At 51.9% G+C, this 14,473-nt stretch carries 10 protein-coding genes; 7 read left to right on the top strand and 3 right to left on the bottom strand.

The genetic code is table 11. The features are described 5' to 3' along the window. Positions 1-87 precede the first annotated feature (87 nt). From FDZ78_RS10410 to FDZ78_RS10380, 7 genes are all read left to right on the top strand, one after another. On the top strand, positions 88-714 hold the full coding sequence (locus tag FDZ78_RS10410; RefSeq protein WP_160630577.1) for a nucleotide exchange factor GrpE: 627 nt from the start codon (positions 88-90) through the stop codon (positions 712-714). 15 nt (positions 715-729) lie between these two features. Then, positions 730-1,890 (top strand): molecular chaperone DnaJ, encoded by a 1,161-nt coding sequence (gene dnaJ, locus FDZ78_RS10405; protein ID WP_107031995.1) that lies wholly within the window; start codon positions 730-732, stop codon positions 1,888-1,890. 134 nt (positions 1,891-2,024) lie between these two features. After that, complete coding sequence (gene mazG, locus FDZ78_RS10400) at positions 2,025-2,807, top strand: nucleoside triphosphate pyrophosphohydrolase (RefSeq protein ID WP_124075768.1); 783 nt, start codon at positions 2,025-2,027, stop codon at positions 2,805-2,807. Next, positions 2,804-3,580 (top strand): hypothetical protein, encoded by a 777-nt coding sequence (locus FDZ78_RS10395; protein WP_124075769.1) that lies wholly within the window; start codon positions 2,804-2,806, stop codon positions 3,578-3,580. The genes mazG and FDZ78_RS10395 overlap by 4 nt, the downstream gene beginning before the upstream one ends. A 104-nt stretch (positions 3,581-3,684) precedes the next feature. Next, a complete protein-coding gene (locus tag FDZ78_RS10390) occupies positions 3,685-6,528 on the top strand; it encodes a pitrilysin family protein (RefSeq protein ID WP_124075770.1) in 2,844 nt (947 codons plus the stop codon). A 250-nt stretch (positions 6,529-6,778) separates the two neighbouring features. Continuing rightward, the gene (locus FDZ78_RS10385) at positions 6,779-9,457 is read left to right on the top strand and encodes a 4-alpha-glucanotransferase (protein WP_136408510.1); all 2,679 of its coding nucleotides are present in this window, start codon (positions 6,779-6,781) and stop codon (positions 9,455-9,457) included. A 185-nt stretch (positions 9,458-9,642) separates the two neighbouring features. Further along, positions 9,643-10,632 (top strand): acyltransferase family protein, encoded by a 990-nt coding sequence (locus FDZ78_RS10380; protein WP_107032000.1) that lies wholly within the window; start codon positions 9,643-9,645, stop codon positions 10,630-10,632. Positions 10,633-10,766: 134 nt separating this feature from the next. Here the strand turns inward: FDZ78_RS10380 and FDZ78_RS10375 are convergent, their stop codons facing one another. From FDZ78_RS10375 to groL, 3 genes are all read right to left on the bottom strand, one after another. Continuing rightward, entirely contained in the window at positions 10,767-11,534 is a 768-nt protein-coding gene (locus FDZ78_RS10375; protein WP_136408509.1) for a TIGR02757 family protein, read from the bottom strand. Between the two features lie 30 nt (positions 11,535-11,564). Then, on the bottom strand, positions 11,565-12,677 hold the full coding sequence (locus FDZ78_RS10370) for a TlpA disulfide reductase family protein (RefSeq protein WP_136408508.1): 1,113 nt from the start codon (positions 12,675-12,677) through the stop codon (positions 11,565-11,567). Positions 12,678-12,823: 146 nt separating this feature from the next. Next, positions 12,824-14,461, bottom strand: a complete 1,638-nt coding sequence (groL, locus tag FDZ78_RS10365; protein WP_107032003.1) for a chaperonin GroEL — start codon at positions 14,459-14,461, stop codon at positions 12,824-12,826. Between the last annotated feature and the right edge of the window lie 12 nt (positions 14,462-14,473).

Genomic DNA, 14,473 nt, shown 5'->3' with positions numbered 1-14,473 from the left:
ATATCTGCCTGACAGACATTTTGGCAACCTTTTTGCATGATACAAGAGAATAATCCTACGATAAATCAAAAAAACGACATAAATATTATGAGCCACAAGCAAAATAACCATCAGGACAACGCCACTCCCCGCAAGGACGAGACTATGGACGGAAACGCAGCCGTTCTTGACGATGTCCAGGAAGCTTTTGACGAGCAGAATTCTGTCGAAGACGAAGAAAACGCCATCATCGACAAGCAGCTTTCCGATATCGATGCCCTGACACAACAGCTGAAAGACGCCGAGGCCCAGGTGGAGAAAGAGAAGAAAGAATATCTCTTCCTCATGGCTGAGTTTGACAATTTCCGCAAACGCACGGGCAAGGAAAAATCAGATATCATCCGCAACGCATCAGAGAGCGTGCTCAAAGGACTGCTCCCAATCGTCGACGACTTCGAACGCGGACTTGAGGCAAGCGCGAAACTCGAAGATCCGTCTTCGATCCGCGAAGGCATGGAGCTGATCTATCAGAAACTCGTCAAATTCCTCGCTTCCAACGGCGTGAAACCCATTGAAAGCAACGGCCGGCCATTTGACGCCGAACTCCATGAGGCGATAGCTATGGTACCCGTGGCCGACGAATCGCAGAAAGGTATCGTAATCGACACTCCGACCAAAGGATATACAATCAACGACAAAGTGCTCCGCCATGCCAAAGTGGCTGTGGGCCAGTAAGCAGCTTCTCCACTTATGGCTAACAAAAGAGACTATTACGAAGTGCTCGGCGTTGACAAAAACGCTGACGAAAAGACCATAAAGAGCGCCTATCGCAAAAAGGCCATCCAGTATCACCCTGACAAGAATCCCGGCGACAAGGAAGCCGAGGAGAAGTTCAAGGAAGCTGCCGAGGCCTATGATGTGCTCTCCAATCCCGAAAAACGCGCCAAATATGACCAGTTCGGCCACAATATGGGTCCGCAGGGCTTCCCAGGCGGAGGAGGAGGTTTCCATGCCGGAGGATTCTCGATGGAAGACATCTTCTCGCAGTTCGGCGACATCTTCGGAGGTGGATTCGGCAACATGGGCGGTTTCGAGACCGCCGGAGGCCGGGCCCGCCGCCAGCGCCGCGGTTCCGACCTGCGCATAAAGGTCAAGATGACTCTCGCCGAAATAGCGACCGGAGTCACCAAGACGCTCAAGATTCCTACTCTTGTCAAAGACACCCACTGTGACGGCACCGGAGCCAAAGACGGCACCGCATTCTCCACATGTCCCACCTGCGGCGGTTCGGGCACCGTACTGCGCCAGCAGCAGACCCTGTTCGGCATCTCACAGTCAGCCGTAGAATGTCCGCAGTGTAAGGGTGAAGGCAAGATCATCAATGAAAAATGCAGTTTCTGCCACGGCGAAGGCGTGGTCCGCGAAGACCGCACTGTGACCTTCACCATTCCGGCAGGTGTGGCTGACGGACAGACTCTGACCGTCAAGGGCCAGGGCAACGCCGCCATCCACGGCGGAGTAAACGGCGACCTCCTTGTGGTCATCGAAGAAATCAAGAGCCCCGAACTCATCCGTGACGGCAACGACGTCATCTATAACCTTATGCTCGACATCCCGACAGCCGCTCTCGGCGGATCAGTCGAAGTGCCGACCATCACTGGCCGTGCCCGCCTGAAAATTCCGGCCGGCACACAGCCGGGCAAGGTTCTGCGCCTGCGCGGAAAAGGACTCCCCTCGACCGACGGCTACGGAACAGGCGACGAGCTTATCAACGTCATGGTCTACATCCCCGAAAACCTCACCGATGAAGAGAAGAAAGCCATCGAGTCGCTGCAGGGCAAACCCAACATGACACCCAGCCAGTCGACCAAAGACCGCATCTTCAGCAAACTCCGCCACATATTCGAATAACAAACGCAGGGCTCTGCTATATAAATTCCCCGTGCCGACAACAAATTTGCAATCCCGGCATGGGGAATTTTGCATCCACACCCACGATATTTGAGATTGATTGAGTATCTTTGCAGTCATAAAAACCAAATATCATGTCACATACCCACGAGGAAAAAATCGAGGCTCTGGGACGGGTGATCGACACGCTTGACATTCTGCGTGTGAAATGTCCCTGGGATGCCAAACAGACCAACGAATCACTGCGACCGAACACCATAGAGGAAGTCTATGAACTTTGCGACGCTCTTATAAACGAAGACAACGCCAATATTCGCAAGGAGCTCGGCGATGTGCTTCTCCATGTGCTTTTCTATGCCAAAATCGGCGAGGAGAAAGGCGCCTTTGACATCGCAGACGTCTGCGATGCGCTCAACTCGAAACTGATCTACCGCCATCCGCACGTGTTTGGCGACACTTCCGTCAACTCTACCGACGAGGTGCTCCAGAACTGGGAAGAACTCAAACTGAAAGAAAAAGGCGGCAACAAGACCGTGCTTTCCGGAGTCCCCGCCGCCCTTCCGGCAATGATAAAGGCAGACCGCATTCAGGAAAAAGCCGCCAACGTTGGTTTCGACTGGGAAAAACCGGCGCAGGTCTGGGAAAAGGTGCGCGAAGAACTTAGCGAATTCGAAGAGGCCGTAGGCTCGATGGATGCCGCTCACCGCGAAGAGGAGATGGGCGATCTGATCTTCAGCATCATCAACGCCGCCAGGCTCTACAAGATCAATCCCGAAAACGCGCTCGAAAAAACCAACAGGAAATTCATCAAACGCTTCAATTATCTTGAGAAAAAAGCGCATGAAGCCGGCAAGACTCTTAAGGAAATGACACTGGCAGAAATGGATGCGATCTGGGAGGAAGCCAAAAGTCTATGAACTATAACGAACTGAACGCCCATCAGCGCGATCCGTTTCTCAGCTTCGATGCCGGGACCCACACCTATACCGTAGGTGACCTGACACTGACATCCGTGACAACCATCGTGGATAGCTGCTTCCCGAAATTCGATGCCGACTACTGGGCGGCGCGCAAGGCTCCCGCAATGGGGCTGACAGCCGAGGAGCTGAAAGCACGGTGGGAGGAAAACGCCCGCCGTTCGCGCGAGCTCGGCACTATAATGCACGACCGTATCGAGCGCTATTATCTCGGCGATGATTACGGCGATGACGGCGACGCATATGCCATGTTCCGCCATTTCGCAGCGGCCGAGCGTCTCTACCCTTACCGCACAGAATGGCGCATATATATGGAGGACTACGGTGTGGCCGGCACTCTCGACTTTCTGGAGCGACGCCCCGACGGCACCTTTAATATATATGACTGGAAACGGTCAAAAAAGCTTGTCCGTCCTGACGGGCAGACCGAGCGCACAAGCCGTTTCGGAGCCAAAGGCCTCCACCCGGTGAGACATCTCGACGACTGCTCCTACATGCACTATGCCCTTCAGCTGAGCATCTACAGATTCATACTCGAAGAGCGCTACGGAATCAGCATCAATGACATGAAGCTCGGAGTGTTCCATCCTGAATGCCCTATGGCCTACATCATCCCCGTCCCCTATCTGCGTATAGAAGCCCAGGCCGTTCTGGCCGACCACCAGCGCAAATTCAAGACCCTGACAGCGGAGCAGATAGTTAATTTTGTTTAAAACGCGACAAAAACTGGATCTATTCTGTTACTATTGCCCTATATTTGCGTAATATAACTGAAATAACAAAAACATACTCAATTCATTTCACCAAACCACCAATCATGATCAAAGCTACATTCAGATTATTGTCGGCAGCACTCGTCATGGTCTTCATGGCTCTTCCCGGAATAATCAGAGCGCAGGATCAGAATCCGATGCTCCAGCCTCTGCCCGTAGACACTGCAGTGCGTATCGGCAAACTGCCTAACGGCCTGACTTACTACATCCGTCACAACGAATACCCCAAGGGACAGGCAGATTTCTACATCGCCCAGAACGTCGGATCTATTCTTGAGGAAGACAGCCAGAGCGGTCTCGCCCACTTCCTCGAACACATGTGTTTCAACGGCACCACAAATTTCCCCGGCAATCTGCTCCGCGACTGGCTCGAATCAATCGGTGTGAAATTCGGCGCCAACCTCAACGCCTATACAGGTGTAGACGAGACTGTCTACAACATCAGCAATGTCCCGGTGGCCCGCGAAAGCGTCCAGGACTCCTGCCTTCTCATATTGCATGACTGGGCCAATGACCTCACACTCGCTCCTGAGGAAATAGACAAGGAACGCGGTGTGATCCATGAAGAGTGGCGCCGCTCAATGCAGGGTCAGATGCGAATCCTCGAAAAGATCCTGCCTGACCTCTACCCAGACTCAAAATACGGCCACCGTCTGCCTATCGGCAAGATGGAGATCGTTGACAACTTCCCCTATCAGGATCTGCGCGACTATTATGAAAAATGGTATCGTCCCGATCAGCAGGCCGTGATCGTGGTGGGTGACATCGATGTTGACCGCATCGAAGGCAAGATCAAAGAGATGTTTTCCTCGATCGAGATGCCAGAAAATGCCGCAGAGCGCATCTATGCTCCCGTGCCCGACCACAAAGGCACACTCTACGGAATCGGCAGCGATCCTGAACAGAAAAATCTTGTAGCCCAGATGATGTTCATATTCGATCCGATACCTGCTGAACTGAAAAACACCCCTGCCTATTTCGTCAACAGCTATATCCAGGCCATGATATCGTCAATGATCAACAACCGTCTTAACGAAATCTCATCCAGACCGGACTCTCCATTTGCCGGAGCCGGAATTGATTTCGGCGGTTACTTCCTTTCTTCGAAAGTGAAAGATGCCATGAGCGGATCTGTAGCTTCAAAGAACAATGACATCATCCTACCCCTCCAGGCTCTCTATCGCGAGCTTCTGCGCGCACAGCGCGGCGGTTTCACCCAGAGCGAATATGACCGCGCACGCAGCGAATATCTTTCGTCATTCGAGCGCATATACAACAACCGCGCCACCCGTCAGACCGGCTCGTTTGTAAGCGAATATGTCAAGAACTTCACTGACAAAGAACCGTTGCCATCGATCGAGACCGAGTGGGCACTCACACAGGGAATAGCCAACAATGTACCCCTTGATCTCATCAACCGGAAGATGGCCGAGGCTGTGACCCCCGACAACCGTGCCGTCATGATGCTCATGCCTGAAGCTGAAGGTATCACAGTTCCCACCAAGGAGATGATCGCCGAAGCCCTCGCTGCAGTCGATGCCGAAACCATCGATGCTTTTGTGGATGAAGTCAACTCCGAGCCTCTGATCCCCGCAGCGCCGGTTGCCGGAACAGTTGTAGCTGCAACTGAAAACCCGCAGTTCGGAACCATTGACTGGACTCTTTCAAACGGCGCCAAAGTAATTGTCAAGCCGACCAAGTTCAAAGAAGACGAAATCATCTTCTCGGCCTATGCCAAAGGAGGCTATTCGGATTTCTCCAACGACTACACCAACTCGATCCTCTTCATGTCGACAGCTCTTCCGGCCCGCGGCCTCGGCAGCTACACAAACACCGACCTGTCGAAATACACAGCCGGCAAGCAGGTGGCGCTCAACTGCGGATTCGGCAACTACAGCCGCAGCTTCTCAGGCTCCACAACTCCCAGAGACATCGAGACCCTTATGGAGCTGCTCTACATGAACTTCAAGGATATCGAATTCACTGCCGACGAGTTTGCAGCCCTGCAGACCGCCTACAGCGGCTTCCTTGCAAATCAGGAAAAGAGCCCGGAATACATCTTCCAGAAAAACATCCTCGCCACCCTTTACGACTCTCCCCGCGCACAGATGCTCAACTCTGAGGTCATCAACAAAGCTTCGCGCGAGCAGACAATCGAAATAGCCCATGCAATGACAGCCAATGCTGCTGACTGGACATTTGTGTTTGTCGGCAACGTCAACCCCGAAACCCTCAAGCCTCTCGTCGAGAAATATATCGCATCTCTGCCCGGCGATCCGAAGACTGCCGTGAAGAAGGTCGAGAAATACAATCCTGCCCTCTTCATGAAGGGCGGTGACAAGACCGACTCTTTCACAGCCGAAATGTCGACACCCCAGACCCAGGTTGCCATTATCGAGAGCGGCGACATGGAATATACCCCAAAAAACGCCATGCTTGCATCAATCGCAGGCCAGATTCTGACCAACCGTCTGATCAAGACCGTACGCGAAGAGATGGGAGCCGTATATTCGATCAGTGCCTCAGGCTCACTCGAACGCTCCGGCCTGAACCCCGCAAGCATCGTGTCTCAGTTCCCGATGAAGCCTGAAATGAAAGAAGAAGTCCTCTCGTTCATCAAAGGCCAGTTCAAGGAAATGGAATCGAATGTCACTGCAGCCGAGCTCAACCCTGCCAAAGAATATATGGTGAAGGCATTTACCGCCAACAAAGAGCTGAACGGGCCGTGGCTCTCGGCCATCGTCGGAACGCTTTCAAACGGCGTGGACACCTTCAACGGCAATGTTGACACTGTAAGCTCGATCACACCTCAGGATGTGATGGACTTCATGAAGGTCCTCAACGCACAGGGCAACTACAGGGTCCTCATTCTCGATCCTGCTAAATAACCGTCACCACGGTCATCACACAATGGTGTACCGGCAGTCATAACAGACACATCGGTTCACCCGGAAATTTCCAAAAGGCGCGCGGCAATCAACCGGATTGCAACGCGCCTTTTGCATTTATACGGATTTTTCGTATTTTTGCATCATCCGTACTTTTATGGACAATCTCAACTCATCAATTCCGAACTTAACTGCCGAAAAAATCAATTATAATAAATAGAATATACATATCCATATATCATACTTACTCATGAAATTGACCTTTAACGTGAATTACCGCACCGAGTGGGGTGAATCTCTCTATCTCACCGGTTGTCCGCTTGCACTTGGCGAGGACGATCTCAGCCGCGCAGTGCCGATGAAACTTGTCGGGGCTGAAACCTGGACCGTGCATGTAGAAATTCCCGACACTGTAAAAGAATTCAGCTACGGCTACATAGTGCGTCATGACAACGGGACTGTCAAAAAGGAATGGGGAAAGCCCCGGCGCTTTGTCCATGCCGCAGACACCCACATGTTCACTGTCTACGACCGTTGGCAGGACCAGCCCTGGGACAAACCTTACTACAGCAGCGCGTTCACCGACTGCATCTGCTACCGCGGCAACCGTTCTGCTGCCGTGATGCCGGCGGCAGGCATGTTGACCCTCAGCGTCGACGCTCCAATGATAGCCCCTGACGAGGTTGTGGCAGTAGCCGGAGAAGCCGCCGCAATGGGAGCCTGGGATACATCAAAGGCACTGCGCATGAGTGATGCCGACTATCCGACATGGAAAGTCAACATTCCGGCCGCTGAAATCCAGCCCGGAACAGACTATAAATTCATTATACTTAAAAAATCGACCGGCGATGTTGTCGCATGGGAAGCCCGTGACAACCGCCATATAGATCTCAGACTCCAGCGCCCCGACGAGTCAATAGTTGATGCCGGACAGCGACTGGTCAACCCTCTGGCCCCCTGGCGTGGAGCGGGCGTGGCTATTCCGGTATTCTCGCTCCGCAGCGAAGATGACTTCGGTGTCGGTGATTTCCTTGACCTGAAAATGATGATCGACTGGGCCGCACAGACCCGGCAGAATTTCGTGCAGCTTCTTCCTATCAATGACACCACCATGACCGGAAGCTGGACCGATTCATATCCCTACAATGCGAACTCGACCTTCGCTCTGCACCCCATGTTCCTGCGCCTGCAGGCTATGGGCCGGCTGAAAAACGAGGAGCGCCAGCGCTACTTCGACAATCTGGGCCGCGAACTCAACCGCCTGCCTCAGGTTGACTACGAGCGTGTCAACAACGGCAAAAACGAATTCACCCGCGAGCTTTTCGCTCAGGACGGAAAAGAGGTCCTCGGATCGGAAGCCTACAAGGCGTTCTTCGCCAAAAATGCCGACTGGTTGATGCCCTATGCCGCATGGTGTGTGCTCCGCGATCTCAACCACACCCCAGACATGAGCCGCTGGGGCGACTTTGCAGTCTATGATCCTGAAAAGGTCAAAGGCTTCATTGCCGACCATCAGGATGACATCGACTATGTCTGCTACATACAGTACTTTCTCGACAAACAGATGCGTGAGGTCAGCGACTATGCTTCGGAACGAGGCGTGGCCATCAAAGGCGACATTCCTATCGGAATCTCGCGCACAAGTGCCGACGCCTGGATCTCACCCCGCCTGTTCAATCTCGACTGCCAGGCCGGTGCGCCTCCGGATGACTTCTCTGTGCTCGGCCAGAACTGGGGTCTCCCGACCTACAACTGGGAGGAAATGTCGAAAGACGGTTTCGCCTGGTGGAAATCGCGTTTCCGCAAAATGGCTGAATACTTTGACGCCTACCGCATAGACCATGTGCTCGGATTCTTTCGCATATGGCAGATCCCGATGGATGCCGTCCACGGTCTGCTCGGTGTGTTCAACCGCGCACTACCCTTCAGCCCCGACGAGCTTCGCAACAGCTATGACTTCTGGCTTGACGAAGAGCGCCAGACCCGCCCCCACATCATGGACTATATGCTCGGCGATTTCTTCGGCGAGACTGCATCGGAGGTGCGAGAGCGCTTCCTCCTCGACGACGGATATGGCCGCTACCGCCTGCGTGACGAGGTCAGCACTCAGCGCAGGGTGGTAGACTACTTCGCCGGACAGGAGAAGAACAAACGCAACGACCGCATGTGCAACGGGCTCTTAGGCCTGATCGACGAGGTCCTTTTCATCGAGGATCCATATGAAAAAGGCAAATACCATCCGAGAATCTCGGCCCAGTTCACCTATGCCTACCGTGCGCTGACCGATTACGAGCGCTGGTGTTTCGACCGTCTCTACAACGATTTCTTCTACCGCCGCAACAATGACTTCTGGTATGGCAAGGCCATGTGGAAGCTTCCGCCGCTCACTGATGCGACAGACATGCTCGTCTGCGCCGAAGATCTCGGAATGATTCCGGCATGTGTGCCTGCCGTGATGAACAACCTGCAGATACTTGTGCTTGAGATCCAGCGCATGCCGAAAGATCCGAATGCAGCCTTCGGCAACACTTGGACTTATCCCTACCGCTCGGTGTGCACCACCTCGACCCATGACATGGACGGCATACGCCGCTGGTGGGAGGCCGACCGTGCCACCACACAGAGGTTCTACAACGAAGTGCTCGGCGAGCCGGGAGAAGCGCCGGTCTATGCCGAGCCGTGGATCTGCGAGCGCATCATCAGACTCCATCTGCAGTCACCCTCGATGCTCTGCATACTCCCGCTTCAGGACTGGCTGTCGATTGACGGAGTGCTGCGCCGTCAGGACCCGCGCGACGAACTGATCAACATTCCCGCCAACCCGCGCCACTACTGGCGTTACCGCATGCACCTCACGCTCGAAGACCTCAACTCTCAGAAAGAGTTCAACAACCGCATCCGCGAAGAAATCATATCATCAGGCCGGTAATAACACGCCCAAGATTAAACTTAATAATAGCCTCTGATATTGCCCGCAGACGGAATAACAATTCGGTCTGCGGGCAATTTTTATGGTGTAACACACGTTTTATCTAACGCAGACCAATCATATATCTCAGAGGTAAAAACAACCTCTTAATTTCCTGAACTGAAAATACTTGACTCTAAACCATCATGGCACAGAAAAAACGAATTGACTATATAGATTATCTCAAAGGACTTACTATTTTATGGGTAGTGTGGTATCATACCTCTCATCCAGAATTCGTTGATTATCCACCCACAATGCCTATGTTTTTCTTTTTGTCAGGCATTTTTTTCAAGCCATATCCTTTACTGGAATTTATAAAAAAGAAAATCAACACTCTTCTAATTCCGTTCGCATTCTTTTATGTGGTATATTACATCTATCTTATATTGCAATGGAGCATACATAATCCGTTGTCAAGTTTCGATTTTTCATGCTTTTGGGGTATTTTCAGGCTCTATAAATCTACAGAGTCGTTTCCTGTCAATCCGCCATTATGGTTCATATGCGCTCTGATCAACCAACAGTTTTTAATATACTTTCTCGTTAAAGCCAACCTAAAACGAGTTGCAATCGGAATTTCAGCACTATTAATATCTCTATTCGGAGTCTTCTATTTCTACGATGTAAAAGCACCATTTATGATCAGCCGCTGTATGCCGTATTTCATATTTTATTCAATGGGATACCTGACCGGACGGCATATCTTATCACTGATTGATGTGGAGCACGGTATAAAGACATCGCGACAACTTGGACTTTGCGGGCTGACTGTATTCATACTCTGCTGGTTTATCAAATCGGCATATAACCTGAACCACTTCCTTGGAGCCTTAGTTTCTTATGCCGAAATTTTTGCTTTCATATTATTAATGATCTATCTTCTAAAGTATTCCTATAAACTCCCATTTTTGAGATTCTTGCATTTTTACGGAGTTAATTCATACATCGTTCTTGGAATGCATGAAATTATCCTGACCATATATCTGATTTGTTACACAAATTTATTTGGACAACCTGGAGTTTCGGGCGGAATAATAATTCTCATACTCACTACCTCTACACTTTGGCCTGTAATACAAATTCTAAATAAGCTTTGCCCGCAACTCATAGGGAAAAATGAATTATGGAAATAAGAAACAAATCTAATCTTTCCGGTCTCCTGTCGGCAAAATAGACCTTATAAATTGCAAAAACCGGCTGCTGAGAAGCAACCGGCTGTATCTATTGCCGAGTGATCTATCCTTAGATATTGTTTAAGACCGACACATTAGAGTTTCATACCGATGCCGAAGAGGGCGAAGTCATAGACGGTAGGGTCAGAGGGGTTGAACCGGCGCAGGTGGGCTGTGACTTCATTGACAGCCTTGCGGTCATTGGCCTTGCGTGTCAGCAGACCAAGTTCGCGCGAGATGTCTCCGACATGGACGTCAAGCGGGATGTAGAGCTGCGAGGGTTCAATCACATCCCAGACTCCGAGGTCGACTATGCCGTCATTTCTGACAAGCCAGCGCAGGGCCATGTTGACACGCTTCAGCGCAGATGTGGTCAGATTCTGCGGCAGACAGCGCGAGGCAAGATCAGATTTTCCGGGTTCGGCCGCGGCAAGTTCTCGGTTTATGCCCGCGACAAGCGCCCAGGCAGGAGTTTCGGAAGAGGCCACATGCTCATGACGCGCAAAGTCCTGCAAAGTGCCGTGTCGGGAATAAATTTCGCGCAGACCACGCAGATAGTGCTTGAGATGGCGAATGAAAAATGTGCGGTGGACATTGACTTCGTCAGGCAGCGATTCATAGGCCTTGTCAATCATGAACCGGTATGGGCTGTTGTCCATCATGGCCAGCAATTTGTCGCAGTCGCGGCATATCATCTTGCGGTTGCCCCAGGCGATGCCCGATGTGAGCAAGGAGGCAATCTCTATGTCACGCAGGTCTGAAAACCTGCGCGGGAACTGTACAGGATCATCACCAATAAAAGACGGCGAGTTGATTCTCGCCGCCTCTGTATCAAGTAGATCCTTAAGATCTCTGTCTGTCATAATAAGTAACTATTCAAAATTAACCGAGTATCAGAATATAACGTCGGTTGCTTTGACTGCAGCTGTATCCTTATCGGCTGACACAGCGGCTGCGGCCTGAGGCTCGAAACCTGCCATAGCGCTGTCAACGGCGTCGATAAGCTCCTGGCTCATCTTGTCGCGCGAAACGATGATGCCTTCCGGATTGATCAGGATGATGCAGGGGATACCGGAAATGCCATAGAGATCGGTTGGAACTGTCTGTGCGTTGACAATGCAGGGCCACTGGAGATCGTGCTGCTTGATGGCCTTGAATGTATTGTCAGACTCATCCCATACGGCCACGCCCACAACATCAAGACCTTTGTCTTTATACTTGGCGTAGAGTTCCTTGATGACCTTGGTCTGGCGGATGCACGGACCGCACCAGCTTGCCCAGAAGTCAACCAGCGTGAAACGGCCGGGTTTCACGTAGTCACTGAGCTTTTCTTCCTTGCCGTTATAGCTCACGGTGAAGTCCTTATAGTGCTTTCCTTCCGAAGTTTCGGCTTTTGCCTGGAGAGATGTGCGCAGCGATTCGAGGCGCTTTGACGCTCCAAGTGCCGGATCTTTTGCGATTGCCGCGTCTATACCGGCGAGGTCCATCTCATAGGCATCCTGAAGAAACCAGAAGAGCCCCACGGGGTTTCCTGCATTCTCGACATAGGCTTTCTGAGAGATCTGGTTGTATTCCTTCTCCAGAACTTTGGCCTTTTCCATCTGGATAGAATCGTTCTGGTCAAGCGTGCGGAATTCCTGCACGATCTCGTTGCGGCGCTTCATGTAGCTTTCAAGTTTGTCATTGAGAGGTGTTCCTGATGCCTGCATTGACTCTGAAAGAACAATGTCGCCAGGTTCGATGATGACAACAGGGCCACGGCCGCCGTTGACACTTACGGTGCCAATGAAAGGCGCATCGACATTTCCTGCAAATTTCACTACTCCGTCAGTGACGAGTACTGAATCAATCTTCTGGCTACTGTCCCAGTTGATCAGGTAGGCCATGCTGTTATTATTGTCTGCCGGCACAGGGAGTGTCAGTGTGAAATTAGGCTGTGCGTTCAGCGAACACGCGCTCACGGCCAGCATAGCGGCTGCGAGCATTGATGTGATAGTTTTGTTCATAATTCTGATTGGATATAATCTTTCCGGCAAAAGTACGAATAATCCCCCAAACAGCCAAAGCAGCCGTCCGGGAAAAAGAGCCGGACGACTGCTGAAAAGGCTTGCAATATACTGTTTTCTTATATTGTCAGAGGGGATGCTGATTTTTACATCATGCCGCCCATGCCGCCCATACCGGGTGCGGGCATTGCGGGTGCGGGATTGTCTTCCTTCTTGTCAGCGATCACGCATGAGGTGGTGAGGAACATTCCGGCGATCGATGCAGCGTTTTCAAGGGCCACACGGGTTACCTTGGCAGGGTCGATGACACCGGCTGCGAGAAGATTCTCGTAAGTATCGGTACGGGCATTGTAGCCATAGTCACCTTCGCCGTCCTTGACCTTCTGAACCACTACTGCGCCTTCTTCACCGGCATTGGCCACGATCTGGCGGAGGGGTTCTTCGATGGCGCGAAGCACGATGTTGATACCGGTGGTCTCATCGTCATTGGCACCCTTGAGGTTTTCAAGAGACTTCACGCAACGGATGTAGGCCACACCGCCACCGGGGACAATGCCTTCGGCGATAGCCGCACGGGTTGCAGAAAGAGCATCGTCAACGCGGTCTTTCTTCTCCTTCATCTCTACTTCGCTGGGAGCGCCTATATGGAGAACGGCAACACCGCCTGCGAGCTTGGCGAGACGTTCCTGGAGTTTTTCGCGGTCATAATCGCTTGTGGTCTGCTCGATCTGGGCCTTGATCTGAGCCACACGGCCTGCGATAGCTTCCTTGTTGCCGGCACCGTTGACAATAGTGGTGTTCTCCTTGTTGACAGTGATCTTTTCGGCACGGCCGAGCTGGTCGATGGTGGCGGTGGCAAGCTGCATGCCTTTTTCTTCAGAGATGACAACGCCGCCGGTGAGCACTGCGATGTCCTCAAGCATTTCCTTACGGCGGTCACCGAAGCCGGGAGCCTTGACAGCGCACACTTTCAGAGATCCGCGCAGACGGTTCACTACGAGGGTTGCAAGAGCTTCCTGATCTACATCTTCGGAGATGATCAGCAGACCGCGGCCAGACTGGGCGGTAGCTTCAAGCACGGGAAGGATATCCTTGATGTTGGAGATTTTCTTGTCATAGATAAGGATGTAGGGGCTTTCCATCACACACTCCATCTTCTCGGTGTTGGTCACGAAGTAGGGAGAAATGTAGCCGCGGTCAAACTGCATACCTTCCACAATGTCAACGGTGGTTTCAGTTCCTTTGGCTTCATCAACGGTGATGACACCTTCTTTCTTGACTTTCTTCATAGCCTCGGCGATGAGATGGCCGATGGCTTCGTCGTTGTTGGCAGAGATACGGGCCACGTCTTCAATCTTCTTGAAGTCATCGCCTACTTCCTGGCTCTGGGCCTTGATGCCTTCAACCACCACGGCTACCGCACGATCAATACCGCGTTTGATGTCCATCGGGTTAGCACCGGCAGCCACATTCTTGAGACCAACGTTGATGATTGCCTGGGCAAGCACTGTAGCGGTTGTAGTGCCGTCGCCGGCATCGTCGCCGGTCTTTGAAGCCACCTCCTTGACGAGCTGTGCGCCCATGTTCTGGAAGGGATCTTCGAGTTCAACTTCGCGTGCCACACTGACTCCGTCCTTTGTAATGTGGGGAGCACCGAATTTCTTTTCGATGATCACGTTACGGCCTTTCGGTCCGAGGGTCACTTTCACTGCGTCGGCCAGAGCGTCAACGCCTTTCTTAAGCTCTTCGCGAGCCTTTATGTCGAATTTTATTTCTTTAGCCATTTTTATGCGTTT

This window comes from Duncaniella sp. B8 (genome assembly GCF_005304985.1).
Classification (GTDB): Bacteria; Bacteroidota; Bacteroidia; order Bacteroidales; family Muribaculaceae; genus Duncaniella; species Duncaniella muris.
This window is presented reverse-complemented; position numbering and strand designations above follow the sequence as displayed.